This window comes from Xanthomonas sp. NCPPB 3442 (assembly GCF_056725145.1).
Window position 1 is genome coordinate 61,740 of the sequence record NZ_CM161514.1, and the last position, 21,682, is coordinate 83,421.

The following is a 21,682-nucleotide window of genomic DNA, read 5'->3' on the forward strand; positions in this document are numbered from 1 at the left end:
AGTGCTGGCAACGCGTCAAAACAATGCCTGCGCCGCACGCCTGCCAGCGCGCGCAACGCAGGCATCGTTTCGCATCCGGGCGGTACTTTTCGCCTAATTTGCCAATTGTCATATGCCACGCGCTTTACTGGCCGCCCGCCGCGTTTTCGAGGTCATCATGCGTATCGGTCCTCTGCAACCTTCTATCGCGCACACTGCCGCGCCGGCACTACCGACGCACACCAGTGCGATCAGCCCGACGCAGGTGCCGCACATGCCGGGCAACACTCCGCCACTGCGAGAAAGGCCGCGTCGCCGCGCCACCAATATGCCCCCGCTGGTGCCGTTGAACGACAGCGCGATGACCGGCAAGCCGGCCCTGGTGGCGCTCGACAGCGAATTCTCAGAGCAGCGTCTGGCCGAAGTGCAGGCGCGCCAGATCACCGTGCAGACACTGCAAGCCAAGCTTGCCACGCATCTTGCGCAGGCCGGCACGGCGCTCAAACCCGACAGCATTGCCGCACGCTTTGTCGCCGGCACACTGGAGCCGGTGTATCTGGATACCGCCGCCTTCAATGCCATGTCGCGCGGGCTGCCCGCACGCGCACGTGCGGCCGCAGGCCCGGTGCTGATCGATGCACAACAAGGTCGCATCATCTTCAATCTGCAGCGCGCGTTTGCCCCTGGCGACACCTTCAGCGACGCGGCGCTTGCCGCGCTTGGCAAGCAGTTGAATCTCTCCGGCCACGGGCTGGCAACGCCGAACTGGCTGCAGCCTGCCGCAGGCACGCCGGGGCGGCGCAAGCTGCAGCAAGCCGCGCGCTATCACGGCCACGAGGTGCCGGCCCGCGACGGTGGCGCCGGGTTCTTCAAGGCCAACGACCATCGCCTGCTGGAAGGCAAGCAAGCGCTGTTGCGCAATCATCGAAAATCGCTCGTGCACGACCACTACTTCGAGGCACCCAGCACGCGTGCGTTCGGAAAGGACGTCATGGTGCATCGCGGGCTGTTCGATAATCACGCCGGCATTCCGGAAAACTCGCTGGCGTCCATCGATCATGCCTACGAGCAGGGCTACCGCAATCTGGAGCTGGACGTCGAAGTCAGTTCCGATGGCGTGCCGGTGTTGATGCACGATTTCAGCATCGGCCGCATGGCAGGCGACCCGCAGAACCGATTGGTGTCGCAGGTGCCGTTTGCCGAGCTGCGTGAAATGTCGTTGGTGATTCGCAACCCGTCTGATGGAAACTACGTCAAGACCGACCAGACCATCGCCGGTGTGGAGCAGATGCTGGAGCACGTGCTCAAAAAGCCCGAGCCGATGTCGGTGGCGCTGGATTGCAAGGAAAATACCGGCGAAGCGGTGGCGATGCTGCTGATGCGCCGGCCGGACCTGCGCAAGGCTGCGGCGATCAAGGTCTATGCCAAGTACTACACGGGCGGCTTTGACCAATTCCTGTCCAATTTGTACAAGCACTACCAGATCAACCCGTTGCACTCGCAGGATGCGCCGCGCCGCGCCGCGCTGGATCGCTTGCTGGCCAAGATCAACGTGGTGCCGGTCTTGAGCCAGGGCATGTTGAACGACGAGCGCTTGCGCGGCTTCTTTCGAAGCAATGAGCAGGGCGCCGCGGGGCTCGCGGACACCGCAATGCAGTGGCTGGACAGCTGGACCAAGATGCGCCCGGTGATCGTGGAGGCGGTGGCCACCGACGACAGCGATGCCGGCAAGGCCATGGAAATGGCTCGGACGCGGATGCGCCAGCCGGACTCGGCCTACGCGAAGGCCGCGTATTCGGTGAGCTACCGGTATGAGGACTTTTCCGTGCCGCGCGCCAATCACGACAAGGACTACTACGTTTACCGCAACTTCGGTGAGCTCCAAAAGCTCACCAACGAGGCCTTCGGCGTCAAGCGCACCACGGCCGGCGCGTTTCGCGACGATGGCGAAAGCCTGTTGACCGATCAGCCCGAGGCCGAATTGCTCGCCATCCTGGAAAACCGCGCGCTGGCCCGGGGCCATACCGGCAATGAACTCGACGTGCCGCCGGAAACGCCCATCGATATCAACCGGGATGCCGAGATCGTGAAGCAGCGAACCCAGCAATTTCAGGCCAGCTCCATCCCCGCTGACCCGAACCACATCTCCGCGGTTCGCGAAGGCAAGCAACACGATCACACCGCAGACATGGTCAATGACCCTGCGGCAACGCGTGCGCTGGACAAGCGCGCCAAAGCGCTTGGTTTGCTGACCGACAAATACCGTGGCGCGCCTGTGACCCACTATCTCAATGAGCAGGCCAGGCAGACGGAGACGGATTGAACCTTCCAATCACGGCTTCGGTTGGCAGGTCGAGCGTGTGGGGCAGCATGCAGATGCTCCAAGCCACGCTCGGGCAGCGTCAGGGATTGGGAGAGATCACGCGCCTGTACCGGCAAGCCGGCGCCGGGAGCGGTGGGGCGGCCGATCAGCCGCGTTGCAGTGCCCTGCGTGCAGGTGCCGCGGCGTGCGCTGTCGCGTTACCTGCATACGCATCCGCCGTTGCCTCCCATCGATTCATCGGTGGAGGCGACTGCGTGGCCTGATCGGAATGACCCGCGGACGCCTGCGGTGCGCCATCACGGCGTTGCATGTCGTCCACCGCAAGCATCCACCCATGGCTGGCGCGCCACGTGGCTCAACACGCCGCAATGAATGGCCGGACGGGTGGTCGTGGAGTGCACGCAGCGTGCGTCAAGCGCCCTGTCGTGGGGCAAGTCCGGCCAACCTCCTGCCCCGCACCAACTCCTCACCCAAATCGCATGACCGGTCAAGGCGTGCGCGCCAACGTCAGCGCATTGCGCTCCTGCGCGTCCACTGCCACCAGCCGTTGCATCAGTAGCGACAGCGTCACCACATCCTGGTGGTTGTGTTCGGCCACGCGGCGCAGGTTGCGCGCGCTGCCGCCGCGCAGGTAACTCAACCAGGCGGCCGGGGCCTCGGAGCCGGGCAGGTCGTCTTCGCGCACCACGCGCAGCAGTCGCTGTTCGATGGTGGACAGCTTGCAGTTCTCCCAGGTGCCGCGATAGCGCCGGCGCGTGGGGAACAGCAGATCCACATGGTCCAGTGCAGAAATCGGGTCGCCGCGACGTGCCAGGCGGTAGCGCGTCTTCAGCAGCGGGGCGTCGTAGCAGCGGCCGTTGTAGCTGGACAGGACGGTGCGCGGTGTCAGCCAGGTGCGGAACAGATCCAGCATCGCGCTTTCGGCCGCCATCGTGGACATCATCAATTGACGCACGCGCAGGCCGTTGCCCTGCACGGCATCGACCACCCAATCGGCCACGCCGATCATGAAGGCGCGGGTGCCGGTACCGCCGGCCAGGCCGGTGGTTTCGGTATCGAAGAACAGCAGGTCCATCGGGTCGACGGCATCGTCGCGTTTGGCGAAGGCCAGCGAGAGTGCCTCGGTGGGAATCGCCTGTGGCAGGAACGCCTGGATCAGATGCAGGCCGGGCGCGATCTCGTTGCCAGGCAGAGATCGGTCGGTGGATGGCGCGTGGATGGGTGCATGCGCCGAAACCGCGCGTTCGCGCAGGCCGATCATCTTGCGCAGGCCGGCGATATCGGTGCGGCGCTGTACCGGTGGTGCCGGCGACATCGATGCGGGCGATGTTGTCGCTGTGCTGCGCGCTGTGGGCCAAGGGCGCGCGCTATCCGTATTCGCGGCGATGATTGCATCGACATTCGAAGGCAGCGCCGGCTTGTGGCGCACATCGTGCTCCACCCACGCAAATACCGATGCCTCGCGCGCAGGCGGTGCAGGCATGGGCGCCTGCAAGGCGCGGCGCGTGCGTGTTGATGCGTCGCGCGCCTCGTTGGGGCGACCGGCCACGGCGCCATGACGTGCAGCCGCGTTCTCTCGCAGCGGCAAGCCCGCAGTAGGTAACGCGGCGCTGGAGACCGCGGCCCGCCGTGCACGTGTCGGCATGACCGCATCGTCCTTGCGCGCTGCCGGCGTCAGGCCGCCAACCTGACGGCGCAGCAAGCGCAGACGTTCGGCGCTGACGCCCGTGGCATGACCAGGCGCAGGCGTCGTGCCCTGCGTGTGGGCGCCGGAAGCTGGCTGCGCGGCCTCATCGACAGGCGAGGCATCCGCAGCCTGCGCATCGACCGCCGGCGCATCGTGCAGCGCATCGCCATCGCCATCGTCAGCCTTCGCCGGCGCAGGCACATCCGCCTGCCCGGCCTGACGCCGCAACAAACGCAGCCGGTCCGCACTCACACTCATGCAAGCACGTCCAGCGCCAGGTCCTCGTCCACCTGTGTGGCATGCCGCAATGGCGCATCGGCATCGAACAACAACGCCAGCACCGTCAGCGCCAGCGACTTGGGCGATTCGCCTTTGGCGGCTTCATGTGCGGCCAGCACCGGGCCCACGCAGGCCGGGCAGCCGGCGCTGCAATCGCACCGCCGCACCAATTCGTCCGCGCGCTGCAGCAGCTCGGCCTGGCGCAGCCACAGCGGCTCGCTCAAGCCCACCCCGCCAGGGAAGTTGTCGTACAGATACACCGTGGGCACGAAGGCCTGCTGCAATTCCACCGTGGCCGCATCGCCTTCTTCCACGCCGCGCAGTTGCCCACGCCCGGTCTGGTCGGCCACTGCAAACCAGGCGCCGTCGCCATTGCCCACCGCCTTTTGCAGATCGCGCGCATCGGCCATCACGGCGACCGTGGCGACCACGTGCAGTGCATAGGCAGCGCCCAGAAATCCATCCAGCGCATCCTGCTTGGATGCAAAGGCTTTGCCCAGCGTGGCCTGCGGCAACTGCCACCACACCGCGGTGGTGTGCAATTCCTGGTCGGGCAGATTCACCGGCCCGTAGCCGATGTTTTCGTGCGTGTAGTAGCGGATCTTCTTGTAGCCGGACACGCGCCGCACCACGTGCACTTCGCCGTGGTGGCAATCGCCACGGCCGGCCACGCCGCCGTCGAAGCGGTCCAGCACCTTCAACTTGGTGTAGTCGATGCTGTCGGTGTAGTAGTCCACATGCGTGCGCGTCACGTACGCCTTGCGGCCTTCCCAATCCAGCCGCTCCACCTGGTAGGGCGTGCTCTGCACCATGTGGATGGCGCCTTCGTACAAGGTGAGTGCAGCGGCCGAATAATCCACCTCGGCGATGATCTGCTGCTTGCCGTCGCTCTTGTCCACCACCACAAAGTTGCCATCGGCCACCGAGCGCAGGCTCACCGCATTGGCCGGGTAGCTGTCGGCGATCCATTCCCAGCGGTCGCCTTCCTGGTGGATCACCTCGCTTTCGGCCAGCGCTTCCAGGAACACCACCGGGTCGATCGGGCCGAATGGCTCGTCGGCAATGAACGGCAGCTCGAAGGCCGCGCAACGGATGTGATCGAACAGGATCAGCGGTTGGTCCGGTGCGGTACGCGCATGTTCGGGCGAGGCATCGGCAAAGAAATCCGGGTGTCGCACCACGTATTGGTCCAGCGGTTGCGAGCTGGCCACTAGCACGCCCAGCGCCGGTTGCTGGCGGCGCCCGGCACGGCCGAAGCGCTGCCAGGTGGCCGCCACGCTGCCGGGGTAGCCGTTGAGGATCACCACGTCCAGTGCGCCGATATCCACGCCCAGTTCCAGCGCCGAGGTGGAAATGATGCCGTCGATCGTGCCGGCACGCATTGCACGCTCCACCTCGCGCCGCTCGGTGGGCAGATAGCCGCCGCGGTAGGCGCGAATGCGTGCCGGCTTGCGCGGGTCGTGGTCGAAGATGTCCTTCAGATACTTGGTCAGCACTTCCACCATCAGGCGCGTCTGCGCAAACACCAGCGTCTTCAGGCCGCTCTTGATGGCAATGCGCGCGATGCGGTTGCTCTGCGAACGCGCCGAGGCACGCAGGCCCAGATCCGCATTGACCACCGGCGGGTTCCACAACAGCACATGCTTGTCGCCGGTGGGCGCGCCCGATTCGGTGATGGCATGCACCTGCTCTTCGATCAAGGCCTGCGCGTGCGCATGCGGGTTGCCGATGGTGGCCGAGCACAGGATGAATTGCGGGGTGGCGCCATAGAACGCGCAGATGCGCTTGAGCCGGCGCAGCACATTGGTGACGTGGCTGCCGAACACGCCGCGATAGGTGTGGATCTCGTCGATCACCACATAGCGCAGGTTCTCGAAGAACTGCGCCCACTTGGTGTGATGCGGCAGGATCGCCTGATGCAGCATGTCCGGGTTGCTCACCACGATGTCGCCATGCAGCCGGATCGCCTGGCGCGCATCGCCGGGCGTGTCGCCGTCGAAGGTGAAGGCCTTGACCCCCAGCTCGCCGGCGCGGTTCAACTCCAGCAGCTCGGCCACCTGGTCCTGCGCCAGCGCCTTGGTCGGGAACAGGTACAAGGCCTTGGCGCCGCTGGTCATCGCCGCGCTCACCACCGGCAGCGTGTAGCACAGCGATTTGCCCGAGGCGGTGGGCGTCACGATCGCCACATGCTCGCCGCGCTGTGTCGCTGCCCAGGCATCGGCCTGGTGGCTGTAGAGCTGGCTGATGCCGCGCGCCTGCAGCGCATCGGCCAGTGCGCTGGGCACATCATCGGGGATCGGCGCATAGCAGCCCGCGCGCCCGGGAATGGTGAAGCTGCCGGTGATGCGGTCGTGGTAACGCCGTTCCAGGCGCTGCGTGAGCAACGCGCCGTCGCGGCTGGGCCGGCCGTCGGTGGTGGCCAGCGCGCGTTCGGCGGTTTCGGTGCGGGGAGCGAGGGCAAACGGAGGCATACGGCAAGGGCTCCCAAAGAGGGAGATCAAACGAAAAGGATGTCTCAGGGTATGAGACCGGCGCGCCCGCGCCCAGCCTGCCTCACTGAGCGGATTCAGCAAGCCGGGTATCCTGTCGCCCCCACAGCGTCACGGCTGCCTTGCACGCTGTGGGATCCCCCACACCGAAGAAACGCCGTGCCCGTGCCTGCCAACGTCACTGCTCCGCATTACAAGTCCGTTTCTGCCCGCCGCGCCGATATCGCGGTGCATGCCGCCGGCCTGTTGCTGGCCATCGTCGGCGGCGCCTGGATGGTGGTGCGCGCGCACGCCAACCAGACCATGCTGCTGGCCACCTGCATCTACGCGCTGGGGCTGCTGGTGATGTTCGCCTGTTCGGCGGCCTACAACTTCGCACCGCCGCAGCGCCAGCCGATGCTGCGCAAGTTCGACCACGCCGGCATCTTCGTCATGATTGCCGGCTCCTACACGCCGTTTTTCCTGGTGGCGCTGGACGGCACCTGGCGCTGGGTGATGATCCTCAGCGTCTGGTGCGTGGCCCTGTTCGGCGTGTTCGCCAAGTTGTGCCTGCCCGGCATCGCCAAGGGCTTCTGGGTGGCGATCTATCTGCTGCTGGGCTGGGCCGGCATCGTGGTGATCAACCAGATGATCGCCGGGCTGGACAGCGCGGTGCTGTGGCTCATCGTTGCCGGCGGCGCCTTCTACACCGTGGGCGTGGCGTTCTACGTGCGCAAATCCATGGTCTACAACCGCGCCATCTGGCACGCCCATGTGCTGGGCGGCGCGCTGTCGCACTGGTGCGCCATCTGGCTGTGCCTGCGGCCGTTGGGCGAGGGGTGACCACGCAGTGTGGCGTCCTCGGGCCGGCCGCTTGCCCCGCCCGAAGTGATACTTGATGTCACTGCATGCGCACCGAACTTGTCACCACGCTCAAGCGTCAGGCGACCGAACCCCTTGCAGCTGCAGAGCGCGACAAGGAGCCAATCCTGATCACACAGCACGGTTTACCCAGAGCCTATGTGGTGGATGTTGCCAGCGATGAGCGCATGCAGCAGCGCATTGCGCTCCTGGAAGGAATCGCCCGTGGAGAAATGGCAGTCGCGCAAGGCCGTACGCTGCGCCATGAACAGGCACAGCAACACATGGCGCGATGGCTGAAATAATCTGGTCGGTGCCGGCATTGGCTGATCTGGACGCAATTGCCGACGACATCGCAATCGATAACGCACCCGCTGCAGCGGCGGCGCTGGTCAAATGGGTGTTGCCGCAGGTTGAGCAATTGATTGAACACCCCGACAGCGGAAGCCGGCCACAGGAACTCAAGCGCTCGCGCTATCGCCAGATTGTCGAACCACCTTGCCGCGTGTTCTACCGCGTGGATGGGCAGCACATTGTGCTGGTGCACGTCATGCGGTGGGAGCGCGCGCTTCGCAGGAACCGTCTTTCACGCTAAGAAGAGCGGCCAACAAAACCACGGCACAGCCACCAGGCGGGCGCAGCCGGTGCTCGGTGCGGCATGCACCGCGCCGACACGTCGGTTGTGAGTGCGCCGTCCACAACCAGCTGACGACTGCTCGCACCGTCTGTTAGCCGCTCTACGGCCGGCAGGCACTCCAAGCGCCTGCCGCATCCCATCATTCCACCACGCGCGGTGCCAACAGATCATCCAATCCCACACGGTGCAGCATCTCTGCGCGCAGGCGATCGAGGACCGCAAAGCCCACGTCCGCGCCATCGCCCGCCGGGTCGATATGCACCCGGAACGGCCGCTTGCCGAACGGTGCGTTCACCACCTGCACGATCGCCTGCGCCACCTCGGCCACGTCGGCGTCTTCGGGCACCAGGCGCGCAAATGCCTGCTGTACCTGTTCGCCAAAGCCCGCATACGGGCCGGCCTCGTACGCAGCGGCGCGCGCGGCATCGTCGGGCGTACCGGCATGGGCAAAGTGGTTGGTGCCCCTGGTGAAGGCGCCGGGCACGATGATCGAGGTCTCGACGCCCCAACGTGCCAACTCGCGTGCGTACTGCACCGCCAAGGCATCCATCGCCGCCTTGGCCGCGAAGTAAGGGCCCAGATACGGCGGTGTGCCGCCTGCCGAGCTGCTGCTGGACACCCACACCAACAGGCCCTGCTGCTGTGCCCGCAAGTGCGGCAGTGCCGCGCGGTTGACCCGCTGGGTGCCCAGCACGTTGATGTCGTAGACCTGCGCCAGCTGTTCGGCGGTGAACGCTTCGGCCGGGCCGAACACCATGTGCCCGGCGTTGTGCACCACCACGTCCAACCCACCGGCCTGCGCCACGATGGATGCCACCGCCGCGTCGGCCGAGGCCTGCGATTGCACGTCCAGCTCGACCGTGTGCAAGGCCAGCTGCTGCTTGTCCGCCAAGTCGGCCATCGCCTGCGCCACGCCGGCATTGCGGCCGGCGGTATCGCGCATGGAGGCGTAGACGGTGTGGCCGGCGGCGGCCAGCGTTTGCGCGGCCAATCGGCCAAAGCCGCTGGACGCGCCAGTCACCAGAATGCGTTTGCGCATGTCATTGCTCCTTGAGAGGGAAAACCAGCAGCGTGCGCACTGCCGCGCGCCACAGCGGGTCAGACCATGCCGCCGTTGGCGCGCAGGACCTGGCCGTTGATCCAGCCGCCATCCGGGCCGACCAGGAACGCCACCGCTGCCGCGATGTCGTCCGGGCAGCCAAGACGTTCCAGCGGGTTGGCCTTGGACAAGCGTTCGATCAATTCCGGCGACTTGCCGTCCAGGAACAGCGCCGTGCCGGTCGGGCCAGGCGCCACCGCGTTGACGGTGATGGCACGCCCGCGCAATTCCTTGGACAGGATCGCCGTCAGTGTTTCCACCGCCGCCTTGGTGGCCGCATACACCCCGTAGGTTTCCAGCTTCAGGCCGACCACGCTGGTGGACAGGTTGACGATGCGGCCGCCGTCGCGCAGCCGTCGTGCGGCCTGGCGCAGCGTGTTGAAGGTACCTTTCAGATTGATCGCGATGTGTTTGTCGAACAAGGCATCGTCGCTGTCGGCCAGCGTGGCCAGCTGCATGATGCCGGCGTTGTTGACCAGCACATCCACGCCGCCGAACGCAGTCTCGGCCGCGGCAAACAGGCGCTCGACGGCGACCGGGTCGCTGACATCGGCCTGCACGCTGATCGCGCGGCCACCGGCCGCTTCGATGCTGCGCACCAGTTGATCGGCCTCATCCGCATGGCCGGCGTAGTTGAGCACGACGGCAAAGCCATCGCCGGCCAATCGCTGCGCGATGGCAGCGCCAATACCGCGAGAGGCCCCGGTAATCACTGCAACAGTGTGCTGCTGAGTCATGCATGTTCTTCCGTTATGCCGCGGGCTGCGGCGTTGCGGAAACTATCCAATGCAATGACACGATAATCATCACACTAAACTGCACAGCACTGTTTCCAGCGCCCGAACAGTGGGCAAGGAGTGTCATGGATCGGTTCGACGCCATGCGGTTGTTCGTGCGGATCGTGGAGCGGCGCAGCTTCACTGCAGCGGCCAACGACATGGAAATTCCGCGCTCCACCGCCACCAAGGTCATCGCCGAGATGGAAGCGCGCCTGGGCGTGCGCCTGTTACAACGCACCACGCGCGTGGTGCGGCCCACGCTCGATGGCGAGCTCTTCCATCAACGCTGCATGCGCATCCTCGACGACGTGGACGATGCCGAAGGCAGCTTCCGTGGCGTGGCACCCAAGGGGCTGCTGCGGGTGGAAGTGCAGGGCACGCTGGCGCGGCACTTCCTGCTGCCCGGATTGCCGGCGTTCTTTGCGCACTACCCGCAGATCCAGCTGGTGATGAGCGAGAGCGACCGCTGGGTGGATCTGGTGGAAGAAGGCATCGACTGCGTACTGCGCTATGGCCCGCTGCGCGACAGCGAACTGGTTGCACGCCGCGTGGCCATGCTCGAACGCCTCACCTGCGCCACGCCGCAATACCTGCAACGTTTCGGCCTGCCTGCGCAGCTGGAAGCGCTGGAACACCACCGCATGGTTGGCTTGCGTTCGATCACCACCGGTGTGGTCACACCGCTGGAATTCCAGACCGCCCAGGGGCTGCGCACCTTCGCATTGCCCAGCCCGCTCAGCGTCACCGGGACCGAAAGCTATCTGGCCGGCATCCGGCTTGGCCTGGGCATCGCGCAGGTGCCGCGCTTCCATGTGGCGCACGACCTGCAGCAAGGCACGCTGGTGGAAATCCTGCGCGACACCCCGCCGCCCTCCAACCCGGTGTCGCTGCTGTATTCCCGCGCCCGCCAGCTGTCGCCACGGGTGCGCGTGTTTCTGGACTGGGCCGCTGGCGAATTCGCCAAACAGGCCGGCGTGACGGAGCCCGTGGGCTAGTCGCGCTGGCGGTGCTCTGCGTGACGTAGCCAGGCAGCAGCAAGCGCGAGGCGGATGCCCTGCCGGCAGAGCATGTCCACCCGCCGGTAGCGGTCTTGACCCTGCCAGCGCCGCCGCGCAAGGTGCTGGCTCACAGGGAGCAGTGCAGGGCCTGCAGTGTGCAAGCCCGGCACAGTACGCACGCCAACAGGATCGCCTCATGACATTCGCCCGCATCGCGCTGGCCGCATTCACCGCCGTGGCAGCAACCACCTGCGAACTTGCGCCGCCAACCTCGCCTGAGCACGCGCCGGCATCCATCGCGCGTGCAGCTCGCACGCGCACTGCCAGCGACAGCAACGCACCCAGCAGCGCGCCACCGTCGCAGGGAGCTCGGACCCTGAAGACCCATGCCGACACCGCGCCCTATCTCTGCCACCCCGGCTCAGACACCTGCGTCGCTGGCGGCCCGTTGCTGGCTAGCTCGCAGGCAGAAGCGCACTGGCTGATTGCCCACGGCTACCCATCGCCGGCCGAGCACGCACGCTTGAGCAAGCTGAATCTGGCCCAGTTGCAGGCCGAATCGCAGGCAGGCAATCCGGCCGCCACAGTGTTCTACGGCAGCAGGACCGCACGCAGCGGCCGCTTCGAGAGCGGCGTGGCGATCTTGCGCAAGGCCGCAGCCACCGGAAACATCTACGCCTACTACGGGCTGTCCGAGGCCTACAACGGCGACACCCCGCAAAAGAACCTGGTCGAGAGCGCAGCGTATCTGCGGCTCGCCTATCTGCTCGGCGATCGCAAGGCATCGGCGGCCATCGCACAAAGAGGCTTGAGCGGTATCGAAAACGTCGTTGCAGATGAGCGTGCGGCAGTGCTGTACCAGACCTTTGCCAAGTCCTCGCGCCCGTCTCCACGGCCGTTTGAGTGATGCGTGATGGTGGGCGACAGGTTGCTGCACGACCCCGGACGCGCGGCCGCGCAGGGTGCATGCGCTGCCAGCAAACGGTCATGCGGTTGCACGTCATGACTAGCGCGGCATCATGCAAGCGAGGTCATGACGCGCGCGCATCATCGGCACGCAGGCACGCAGGCAGCTGGCAGACCTGACCAATCACAATGACGCGGTAGCCGTAGCCTGGAGTCAGCCGGTCAGCTACATGCAGATGCTTTTGCGACAAACAACCGCGCACCAATTGCGCGCGCTGTGTCGAAGTGCGATTGCGGAAAGCCCGCATCCGGCACTGTCAGCAGCTCCGAGGTGCGCACCTGCGCACCGCAGAAATCGAAGATGCCGTGGTTGATCTGCGTTTTCATCGCACCGAAGTAGCCGTGCCGCGCGTAGGTGCGCTCGTCTGCGCCGCCAATGGCCAGCATGTGCACATCAAGGTGCTGCAGCTTCTTCATGATCTTGCCGTCGGCGCTTTCGTCGAACGCCCAGCCCAGCGTAAACACCCGGTCGATCCAGCCTTTGAGCAGTGCCGGAAACGACCACCAGTAAATCGAGAACACCAGCACCAGCGCATCGGCCCGGTCCAGCCGCGCGTGTTCGGCTGCTACATCTGGCGCAGGTGCCGCGCGCTGCTGAAAGAGCGCGATGTCAGCCTGGTTGAAGCGCGGGTCGAAACCTTCCTGCGCCAGGTCAGCAACCTCGAACGTGTGGCCGCCGCCGGCTTTTGCCAGTCCTGCGCCTACCTGCGCGGCAATGGCGTGCGTCAGCGAGCGCGGCTCGGGGTGTGCAACAACAATCAGGGCATGCATGCGGGGAATCACTCCAAAGAAAAAATAAGCGCGGCTTCACGTGCAGCCGCATCAATGCGACAGCACGCTACCGGCGTGTTGCAAAAAGCGCCGTCAACGCGAAACGGGATGCGGTCAGGTAGCGAGCCACGCCAGCGATGGCGGGCAAGGTCGCCCGACCACGCGCGGTGTAAAAAGGCCAGCAAGAAGCGAGCACAGCAGTGGCCATCTCACCCCACGCAGCGCCACACGCATCACCACGCAGAGCGCATCAATGAATTCGCAGCGCCGCAATCTTGCCGTCCACTAACCGGAACACATGCTCCAGCTGCAGCGGGCTCTGCGGGAAGGCGCCCGAAACCTGCGCCTCGGTGCTCGCGACCTTCGTCGTATACCACCACAGCATCGGCCAGGTGGGGCAGCAACAACGCCGCATCGCCGCTATTGCTGGCCGCAAAGAAGCAGGCAACCGCATCGGGCAGGGCAAATGCCATGGCGGGGTCTCCATTACAAAACGTGTGTGCCATCATCGGCAGCCGCCACGCCGGCCACAAGAACGCAGGCAAAGGTAAGTCACGCACCCATGGGAAAGCCGCACACCCCGGACACCGCACCGCTTTGGGGCAGGCGCTGTGCCCTGCGTCGGATGCAATGCTTACTTGGGGCGCGGCGCGGCAGCTATTGCCTGAGCCGTCGCCGCAGTCATTGATTGGCGCAGCACTGTTGCACGCGGACGCTAAAAACATCAGGCACATAGCACTGCGCATATCACCAGATAGCAGACACAGACAACGCATCGGCGGTCTCACAGTATCTGCCGTATCGCGCGCTGTAACCAGACTTGTGCGGCCGACATCATCGGCCTAGTTTCGCCTTGCCACCACTGGGGTGGCAAGGAGGTCATATACATGGCGACCAACGAGAAAACCGGCCCGAAAGCGGCCAAGGCCGCAAGCAAGGTCTTGCGTAGCGGCAGCACCGGCAAGGCTTCAAAAACCGCGGCCGCGTCCGCTTTGAGTCAGACGCCGGACAAGAAAGGCAAAAATAGATAAGCGAGCGCTGCAGTAAATCGGTAGAGGCGCTCGCTTAAAGACGGGCGCCTCTAGCTCTGCAATTTGGTGCGTGCAATCACAGCGGATGACACCGCTGATACAAAATGTCGGGTACTCCGCTGACAAAACAACTACACAACGGTAGTGTGCAGACTGGAACGGGGTTTCATGCATAGGAAGCAGGCGATGAAGGACTAAACCAGATGTTGTGCAGCTACTGCCATAGGTGTTGGGGCATGAAGTAGACATCGGCGTTTTGGTATCCGTAATGGCGCGCTGCGGATGCCGTCGCGACACAGTGGCTCACCCACACGATATTTTAATCAAAGCACCAGCGTGGTGCTTGCACCTTTACATGGATGAAGCAGGGCATTTGCGGGTTGCACGCTTTCTAGATTGGTCGGTAGTCATTAATGGTTGAGGATTATGAAATCGCATCGCCTTAGAGATTAGTCGCCTCGGGTGCAGCTACTTCATATCATTCGCACGCGAGGCTGCCTCAATCACTTTTATGTGACGGAAGAAACTGGCCTGAGAAGTTGAAGCGGAATAATTGATCCACTCGCGCGCGAGGGACACGCCGGCGGAAGTCGTCACTGTGCAGGCACAGAAGCGCAAGTAGATAAGTGTCAGCGTCGTAGAAGAATGTGTAGCAATGAGATTTTCCCTGAGCTATATGTGCTTGACGCATGATATGCACTTAAAGATATCTAGGTTAACTAGTGGGTGTAATTTTCCCTAAAATGAGGATCTAACAAGAATGCCTTCTAGCTTAAGTCGACTTACTTTGTACGCTCTGATATCCAGTCTTGAAGAAGATATGCGAGATATTCTGTGTAGATTTCCCGCCAGCGCTATGGGAACTAAGGATTTTTTTAGTAAGGAGTTGCACGAAACTTTGCTCAATAGAGCTGGGTCCGAGCCCCTTGGAGATTCAACTCCCCCAGATACATCAATGTTAATCGAATATATTGATCTTGGCGACCTATTCTCGTTGACACGCCGCCACATGTCGCATTTTCCTGAGCGATATAGCCAGCAAATAAAAGCACTTCAGCAAGATCTTGACCGTCTTATTTTGACTAGAAATAGAGTGATGCATTCCCGGCCGCTAGAGTTTAATGATCTTGAAAATAACGGGGTCAGGTTTACTTACCCACCCAAACACCGCTGCCACCCACCGGCAGGAGCCGCCACCTGCTCCCATCCATTGCGCAGCCGCTTCATCGCTTGCCCGCCCACGCATGCATAACCCAGCTGCTTGGCTTCTGCAGTGCCAAGACCCGGCAATGTGATGACGGAGTCCGATGGGGCAGGGCGCCCCTGACGTTGCGCTTCATTGCGCAGCATCATGTTCTCGACGCCTTGGCAGTAACGCACCATGCCCGGATGCGGGTGCGTGCGGTATTGCTCGCAGTTGAAGGGCGTGGTGTCGTGCGCCATCGAGTTATACGGCTGTTGCGTTGGCGCAATGTACTTGCTTGTTGCCGTGCCGGTGGCCGAGCGCATGCCTTGTGCATGCGCCGGCTGCACGTATGCCGCGCCACACAGCACTGACGTTGCCAGCACGAGGCATCGTGCGATGGTGGTGATCCTGTCCATGGTGTTCCCCCTGTATGCACCGATCCTAGCCCACGCGCTGCATGCGCGTGTGGATCAGGTCGCTTGACGGTGCGAGCTTGCGTGCTCGATCACATGGCGCCTTGCTTGCATCGAAGAAAGTGCGTTACCGGGCGGTGCCCAAATCCCCCAGCACATCATCCACCTGCTCAGCCAAGTGCTGCAGGCAATGCGCCCACTGCTGCAGGGGAATGGCCGGCATGCCCATGGCGCCTTCCTCGCGGGTGCGCGGTGTGGCCAAGGTGGCCAGCAGACGCAGTTGGTCGCGTACGCGTAGCAGGTGGTATTGCGTGCCTTCGGACATCCAGTAGCCGGGTTCGTCGTGCATGCCGCTCTCCTTGCCATGGGCTGGCTCCCGCTGCACAACGCAGCGGGATGCCGGGAGGCTAGAAACCGCAGACAGCCGGCGGGCTTATTCCCCTTGCGGGTGTTGTATTCGCCGCCCTCCCGGCGCAAGAACGCCGAGCCGTGCCAGGCCTTTCGGCCAGGCACAAAAAACCCACCAAATTCTCGGAGGTGGGTGCCGCTGTCTGTGTGGAGTTTCTAGGCTCCGAGCGGGAGTGTGCGGGCGGTGGTGGCTAGGGTCAAGTTACAGCGCTCGCCCTGCGCCGGTGCGCAACTAGCATATGCGTACTGCGGGTTTGGCGTGTATCAAGCGGTGTGAGGTGATGCAACGCAGACCGCCATCGGGCTCTGATGGCGTCGTGGTGCTCCGCAAGCGTGCGATCTAGCGGGACAGGCTGCCCTGGTTAGGCTCGTTCATTCCACGCGCCAGCTCTTGCTGCTGCGTCAGCGCCCTTTCCTGCGCAATGGCTTGGTTGGCCGCCAGGAGTTTCTGGTCCGACTGTTCCACCGGGGTGCGGATTGCCTGGTCGATCTCCACGTGCACCCGCCTGTGCGCTGGGTCATCCAGCCGCCCTTCTACCGCAAACACGTTGCCGGTCTTGCCCATCACAACATGGTCCACGCGGCTCAACGCATTGTCTGCCAGCGAGCGATCCCCTGCAGCCGGGTAGGCCTCGCGGTTGTCTTTGCACACCGCCAGCAGGCTACGGCTGACGCGCTCGCTCATGTCGTCGTACGGCTTGCCCACGCTTTCGTCGATCTTGCGGACGCCACTGCGAATCTGCTCCAGCATGCGGTGATCCGGGTGCGCAGGATCGTCCGGCCCGAGCGAGCCCGTTGCAGCAGGCGCACTGGGCACAACCGGAACATAGGTATGGTCGTGCGCGGGATTCACGCTTCCATCCTGGGTATGGTCGAAATGATGCAGCGTGGGCGGCCGGGTACTTGTGTCCTGATACGGAAACGGTGACTTGTTGACGCCTCGGTCCAGCCCTTCGTTCTCGATCAAATGTTCTTTGAGCCCCAGCGCTGCCATATCGATGGTCACTTGCGGCCGGGCACCTTGATACATCACGTTCGCGCGATCTTCGGCCTGCAGGATCTGCTCGACAGCCCAGGTGCCGTAGTAATTGGTGTAATCCGCAGTGGGCTGCAGCTGGCCAGCTTGATTGCGGTGCTCGCCGAGGCCTACCGGGTGCTGGCCTGGCTGCGCGTAGAGGGGAGATGGACGGTCGAAGTAATGCTGGCCCATTGCGGCGATGTTGCTGACCGTTGGAGACAAACTGCCATCCTGATTGAAGCCGAGGCCAGGATTTGCCACTGCCTTAGTGGTAAGCGGATCCCTGTGTACGAAATCTAGCGTCCTCGCATTCTTGGTGTTTAACATGAGATCAAGGCCATTGGCAGTCGGATTAGACTGTCTTTCGTGGCTGAGTAACGCATTCCAACCCGCGATTTCTGCTTTCGCTTCGTCCTCGCGTCCCGACTGGATATATGAACGCAGCTCGTTGGTGTAGTCGTGCACAGGAGTCTTGGCGATTGCCTGACTCCTTACATCATTCAGAAAGTTGGCGGTAGCTTTTGTTTTATCCGCATGATTAAAGCTGTGTTGAATTTCATGCCCAAGTACGAACACCATATCTTTCTCAGAGAATCTGCCCTGAGGGTTGTTGGCAGATGCTGTCTGCAAGCCAATCGGCGGCAAATTCATAACCTTGTTGTTGCCATCATAGGTCCCGCCGGCGGAGACACCCGGTCCAACAAATCCAAAGCTCTCAAGTTGTGCACGTTTCGGGCTTGATGTATCCGAAGGATCGACGGTGGTTGCCGCTTTCTTAAGCTGATCAGCAAGGAACGGTGATCTGTTTAGCGTGGACTGCAAGTTGTCCACCATATCCTGCGTCACAGGATGACTGACTCTGGCCACATCTTGATACGTGCTCCGAGCAAACACCAGAGTCATATGTTGGACTTGCAGCGTAGCCTTTAAATCACTACTAGGAGTTGTGCCTGCTGGCTGAAAGCTTGCCGTCGGGAGCGTGATAACTCCGCTTTGCATGTCGTAACTGCCCACTAAATTTGGGGCTCTATTAGCTGATGACTGTAAGGAAAATCCCTGCAAATGCCCTTTTTTAGCCTCTTTCTCGAAATCTTTAAGAAGCGTTGTGTTGGAGATAATTGCCGTGCGCAGTTGCTGTGCTTGATCCCGCGTCACACTTGGATCAGTTGAGAAACGGGCAAGCGCTGCTTCGAGTTGGGGGCTGACGGCTGCCATCTTTCGTTCCTTGTTGATTAGTTCAACGTACCGATAGATTTGACGCAAAGTCGACCAGGCTCACGGACCACAATGTTCCTCGGGACAACGGAAATAACGATATCCCCACCAACTCCATCTTTTGCAAATTTTGTGTAACGCCAATCCTCAAGCTGACCAATCGGTCCGTAAGTGGGTGAGGCATTAAAGCCCATTGCTTTAAGTGCCTTGTCATAATGATCAAAATCAAGCCCGCAGACAGCAGACATATTAGACCAATCGTCTTTATCGTTTTGAAAAGTCAAGTCCACGCCTTTTAAAAGCGAGGGCGATTCTGGAACATAGGTAAATGCATAGCGCCACCCATCTTGCAGATCGATGCTCCAGTACGCCACTGACAGCTCTGCTGGATCTGGTTTCTTAAGAGTGATCCCCATAACTTCCCGAATACGTTCGGGACTCAGGTCATCACGGGACTCTAGCCCCTCGATCAGTTTCAAGAACCGATTGCCTATTTCTTCAGCGCTAAGCGTAATTTTGTTGGCGGTGACAGCCTCTGGCAAAGTCATGTCAGCGTGCTCCTTCGGAAGCGGCTTCAGTGGTCCATGGGCACAAGCACTTAGTGCAGGTGCGCAGAGTGCGGTTAGGAAGAGCAGGGCTGCTCGGGGGAAGCGCATTGGCAGATCCTAAGGGGTCACAGACGCAGCATACAATGTGTGAATTCATACGTAGAAAAGCTGGCGAGAGCTGCTTCGAGTTGCGGGCTAGGCGTTGCCATCAGCTTCCGTCCTTGGTTAGTTCAGTGTTCCAATTGATTTGACACATAGCCTGCCGGGAGAACCTGGCACTTCATTTTGAGGAAGGAGCGAAATCACAATGTCGTTTCCGCTTCCGTCTTTCGCGAACCCGACGTCCCCCCGCTCTGAGTAGCGGCCGGGTTTAGAGTCCGGAGTTGATGATATCGGTGTTGGCCAGCTGTTGGGCATACGCAGATGGCGTCATGCCGCCAATGGCCTTCTTGGGTCGCTCCTCGTTGTATTCGCGTCGCCAGCGTTCGATCTCGGTACGCGCATGCAGCAGGGTTGGGAACCAGTGCTCGTTGAGGCATTCGTCGCGCAGCCGGCCATTGAACGATTCGACGTAGGCGTTCTGGTTTGGCTTGCCAGGCTGGATCAGCCGTAACTGCACGCCACGCGCATGTGCCCAGGCCACCATCGCTTTGCCGCAAAACTCCTTGCCGTTATCTGTGCGGATCACCTGTGGCAAGCCGCGACTGTGCGCCAGCCGATCCAGCACGCGTGTCACGCCATGGCCCGAGATTGCGCGCTCCACCTCGATGGCGATCGCTTCGTGGGTTGCATCGTCCACGATCACCAGACACTTGATCACTCGGCCTTCGGCGCTGCGGTCGAACACGAAATCCATCGACCACACCTGATTGGCCTGCGATGGCCGCAGCAGCGGCTGACGCTCTCCTATCAGCACCTTTTTGCGCTTGCGGCGCCGGACCTGCAGCTGCTGCTCGCGGTACAACCGCTCCACACGCTTGTAGTTCACGATGCGTCCTTCCTGTCGTAATTTGAGATAGATCATCCCCACACCATAACGGCGATGGCGATGCGCCAACGCACAGATGCGTTCGCGCAGTTCGACGTTGCGATCTTCGCGCGGGCAATATCGCAGCGCACTGGCGCTCATGCCGATCACTGCCAACGCACGACGCTCGCTGGCACCACGCCCGATCCACTCGCGCACCAGCATGCGACGCGCCGGTGCGCTCACCACTTTTTTCGCAGTGCATCCTTGATCAGGTCGTTCTCGAACAGCTGCTCGGCCAGCAACTTCTTCAGCCGCGCGTTCTCGGACTCAAGGTCCTTGAGCCGCTTGGCATCGGGCACGCTCATCCCGCCGAACTTGCTGCGCCACAGATAATAGGAAGCCTCGCTGAAGCCATGCCGCCGGCACAGGTCCTTGATCGCCACACCGGCATCAGCTTCGCGCAGGAAGCCGATGATCTGTTCTTCAGAAAAACGCTTCTTCACGTCCAATCTCCTCGAGTTAGGGAATTGGACTCCAAACTGAGGTGCTACTCAAAATCGGGGGGGCGTCGGGGTTGACCATTGAAGTATCAGGCGTCGTCATTGCACGCGGCTTTTTTGGAAGTGGCGAAGTAGGTTTAACAAGTGTATGTGCGCATGCACATAGCGAAGTTACGCAGAGGATGGCAACTGAGAACATTGCAACCTTGGTGGGTCTCATACGCGATCCGTACACGTAGGCAGGTCATCGTACTTGAGCAAGGCAGGTCGCGGGATCACTTCCCCGCAAAGGATTCACTCATAGCATCGCTGCTCCACTGAGCATGTGACTCAGCGGCAGATCGGTGCACGCATACCATCTCGAATCCGTCCTGACATAACGTCATCGGCCCGGGTCGAAGTCGCGATGATCTTGAGCAGCCACGTCACCTGCGGGAACACTACGCGTTCCTCTCTGCTGTCTTCCATCAACCACAGCTCCGATGTCTTTCGGATGCTGGTGAAGTTAGGGATACTAACTCTTGTTGTCAACAGGCAGATTCTTCGAAAAGCGTGGCTTCCAAACGGTATCGCTTGCTCTAACTCATGCCCTTCAAAGCAGCCGACGTCACCACTCATCGCGTCGCCTCGACGGCATGCCTGTCGCGCTCATGCCGCTGCGCCGCTTCCAGCGCCGCCACGAATCCTGCATCGGCATCGGTACATGGGCTTGTAGGTGCAGGTGCCGATGTCTTCTGCAATGCGGAAGCCTTCGCCCAGGCTGCTGCATTGGTGCGGTTCGCATTGCCGCGTGCTGCACCGTGTAGCAGCTGGCGTGAGGCAGCGAAGCTGCGGCCGCGGGTGATGAGATGGTTACCTTCCGTCTCGCATCCGTCACGCCAGGCGCTGCCATCAGTGAGTAGCCCCCATAGTCCCGGTGCTGGCAAGGCGCTCGCCAATATGCATACCCACCTTCAGACCCGGTTCGGTATGCACGCCAGCCTGCTGTTCTATACGCGCGATACAGCGTCAGCGCCGCGTGCCAAAACGCCAACGCCCCGACCAGGTCGGGGCGTTGGTGATCGAGCGCTGCTTGCGCTACATCACTGCGTGCGATGTACGCGACGCATAGTCCTGATGCGGTTTACAGCACGGCAGGCATCCGCCTACCGATCATGCACCCGATTTACTTATTCGATTTGACAGCGTCGCGCACGTCATCGGCAACTTCGCCGGCCTTGCGCTGCACCTTGCCAACATTCTTTTCGGCGGCGCCTTCCAGTTCGGTGCTCTTGTCGCCAGTGACGCGGCCGATGGCTTCCTTGACCGAGCCCTTGACCTGCTTGGCGGCACCGTCGATACGATTCTTATCCATGGATGTTGCTCGTCGTTTGGGGAACCCGGCCAGTCTGTGCGCGCCGGCGTGAGCATGATGTGCGCTTGCATCCGGATGCCCCAGTTGCGAATGCACTAATTGCGTTAGTGCATTTGCGCCAGCTGCATTCAGCCAGCAGGGCCTGGCTAAGCCGAATCTTCAAGGCATGCAGTGGACATGGTCATCGGCTGA

Annotated in this window: 19 protein-coding genes and 1 other RNA gene; 8 read left to right on the plus strand and 12 right to left on the minus strand. The window is 62.2% G+C overall.

Features of this window, described 5'->3' with window-relative positions:
* The first annotated feature begins 112 nt into the window (after positions 1-112).
* On the plus strand, positions 113-2,302 hold the full coding sequence (avrBs2, locus tag AC1POX_RS00260; protein ID WP_372356605.1) for a type III secretion system effector avirulence protein AvrBs2: 2,190 nt from the start codon (positions 113-115) through the stop codon (positions 2,300-2,302).
* 487 nt (positions 2,303-2,789) lie between these two features.
* On the opposite strand, the gene AC1POX_RS00265 is transcribed toward avrBs2, so the two are convergent.
* A complete protein-coding gene (locus AC1POX_RS00265; RefSeq protein WP_372356606.1) occupies positions 2,790-4,247 on the minus strand; it encodes a ribonuclease H-like domain-containing protein in 1,458 nt (485 codons plus the stop codon).
* The gene (locus tag AC1POX_RS00270; RefSeq protein ID WP_218489497.1) at positions 4,244-6,739 is read right to left on the minus strand and encodes a DEAD/DEAH box helicase; all 2,496 of its coding nucleotides are present in this window, start codon (positions 6,737-6,739) and stop codon (positions 4,244-4,246) included. Before AC1POX_RS00270 ends, AC1POX_RS00265 begins: the two co-directional genes overlap by 4 nt.
* 177 nt (positions 6,740-6,916) lie before the next feature.
* Here AC1POX_RS00270 and trhA point away from each other — a divergent pair, with 177 nt between their 5' ends.
* From trhA to AC1POX_RS00290, 4 genes are all read left to right on the plus strand, one after another.
* Complete coding sequence (gene trhA / locus AC1POX_RS00275) at positions 6,917-7,579, plus strand: PAQR family membrane homeostasis protein TrhA (protein ID WP_011345814.1); 663 nt, start codon at positions 6,917-6,919, stop codon at positions 7,577-7,579.
* Positions 7,580-7,644: 65 nt separating this feature from the next.
* Positions 7,645-7,902: a type II toxin-antitoxin system prevent-host-death family antitoxin gene (locus AC1POX_RS00280; RefSeq protein WP_008574056.1), complete on the plus strand. Its 258-nt coding sequence runs from the start codon at positions 7,645-7,647 to the stop codon at positions 7,900-7,902.
* A complete protein-coding gene (locus AC1POX_RS00285; RefSeq protein ID WP_218540448.1) occupies positions 7,890-8,192 on the plus strand; it encodes a type II toxin-antitoxin system RelE/ParE family toxin in 303 nt (100 codons plus the stop codon). Before AC1POX_RS00280 ends, AC1POX_RS00285 begins: the two co-directional genes overlap by 13 nt.
* Positions 8,193-8,255: 63 nt before the next feature.
* A non-coding RNA gene (locus AC1POX_RS00290) (sX9 sRNA) lies at positions 8,256-8,331 on the plus strand.
* A 42-nt stretch (positions 8,332-8,373) separates the two neighbouring features.
* Here the strand turns inward: AC1POX_RS00290 and AC1POX_RS00295 are convergent.
* Positions 8,374-9,273 carry an SDR family NAD(P)-dependent oxidoreductase gene (locus AC1POX_RS00295; RefSeq protein ID WP_372356607.1) on the minus strand — a complete coding sequence of 300 codons (900 nt, stop codon included), beginning with the start codon at positions 9,271-9,273 and terminating at the stop codon, positions 8,374-8,376.
* A gap of 59 nt (positions 9,274-9,332) precedes the next feature.
* Positions 9,333-10,070: an SDR family oxidoreductase gene (locus AC1POX_RS00300; protein WP_008574050.1), complete on the minus strand. Its 738-nt coding sequence runs from the start codon at positions 10,068-10,070 to the stop codon at positions 9,333-9,335.
* Between the two features lie 125 nt (positions 10,071-10,195).
* Here AC1POX_RS00300 and AC1POX_RS00305 point away from each other — a divergent pair, with 125 nt between their 5' ends.
* Together AC1POX_RS00305 and AC1POX_RS00310 are read left to right on the plus strand one after the other, a co-directional pair.
* Positions 10,196-11,107 (plus strand): LysR family transcriptional regulator, encoded by a 912-nt coding sequence (locus tag AC1POX_RS00305; RefSeq protein WP_372356608.1) that lies wholly within the window; start codon positions 10,196-10,198, stop codon positions 11,105-11,107.
* Between the two features lie 199 nt (positions 11,108-11,306).
* Positions 11,307-12,017: an SEL1-like repeat protein gene (locus AC1POX_RS00310; RefSeq protein WP_136733083.1), complete on the plus strand. Its 711-nt coding sequence runs from the start codon at positions 11,307-11,309 to the stop codon at positions 12,015-12,017.
* 221 nt (positions 12,018-12,238) lie between these two features.
* Here the strand turns inward: AC1POX_RS00310 and AC1POX_RS00315 are convergent, their stop codons facing one another.
* Both AC1POX_RS00315 and AC1POX_RS00320 read right to left on the minus strand, forming a co-directional pair.
* Positions 12,239-12,847 (minus strand): NAD(P)H-dependent oxidoreductase, encoded by a 609-nt coding sequence (locus tag AC1POX_RS00315; RefSeq protein WP_372356609.1) that lies wholly within the window; start codon positions 12,845-12,847, stop codon positions 12,239-12,241.
* A 250-nt stretch (positions 12,848-13,097) separates the two neighbouring features.
* Complete coding sequence (locus AC1POX_RS00320) at positions 13,098-13,232, minus strand: hypothetical protein (RefSeq protein WP_008574043.1); 135 nt, start codon at positions 13,230-13,232, stop codon at positions 13,098-13,100.
* A 502-nt stretch (positions 13,233-13,734) separates the two neighbouring features.
* Between AC1POX_RS00320 and AC1POX_RS00325 the strand changes: the two genes are divergently transcribed.
* Positions 13,735-13,878: a hypothetical protein gene (locus tag AC1POX_RS00325; protein ID WP_338339432.1), complete on the plus strand. Its 144-nt coding sequence runs from the start codon at positions 13,735-13,737 to the stop codon at positions 13,876-13,878.
* Positions 13,879-15,030: 1,152 nt separating this feature from the next.
* Here the strand turns inward: AC1POX_RS00325 and AC1POX_RS00330 are convergent.
* The 6 genes from AC1POX_RS00330 to AC1POX_RS00355 form a co-directional block, all read right to left on the minus strand.
* On the minus strand, positions 15,031-15,480 hold the full coding sequence (locus tag AC1POX_RS00330) for a hypothetical protein (protein ID WP_011345820.1): 450 nt from the start codon (positions 15,478-15,480) through the stop codon (positions 15,031-15,033).
* 124 nt (positions 15,481-15,604) lie between these two features.
* Complete coding sequence (locus tag AC1POX_RS00335) at positions 15,605-15,826, minus strand: XAC0095 family protein (RefSeq protein WP_005921785.1); 222 nt, start codon at positions 15,824-15,826, stop codon at positions 15,605-15,607.
* A gap of 399 nt (positions 15,827-16,225) precedes the next feature.
* Entirely contained in the window at positions 16,226-18,058 is a 1,833-nt protein-coding gene (locus AC1POX_RS00340) for an XVIPCD domain-containing protein (protein WP_372357125.1), read from the minus strand.
* Between the two features lie 77 nt (positions 18,059-18,135).
* A complete protein-coding gene (locus AC1POX_RS00345) occupies positions 18,136-18,774 on the minus strand; it encodes a hypothetical protein (protein ID WP_031420504.1) in 639 nt (212 codons plus the stop codon).
* A gap of 262 nt (positions 18,775-19,036) precedes the next feature.
* Positions 19,037-20,139, minus strand: a protein-coding gene (locus AC1POX_RS00350) for an IS3 family transposase (protein ID WP_372356361.1) whose coding sequence is annotated in 2 segments (ribosomal slippage) — positions 19,037-19,881 and positions 19,881-20,139 — 1,104 coding nt in all. Because the reading frame shifts where the segments join, the coding sequence is not laid out codon by codon here.
* A gap of 1,162 nt (positions 20,140-21,301) precedes the next feature.
* Positions 21,302-21,490 (minus strand): CsbD family protein, encoded by a 189-nt coding sequence (locus AC1POX_RS00355; protein WP_008575250.1) that lies wholly within the window; start codon positions 21,488-21,490, stop codon positions 21,302-21,304.
* Positions 21,491-21,682 lie beyond the last annotated feature (192 nt).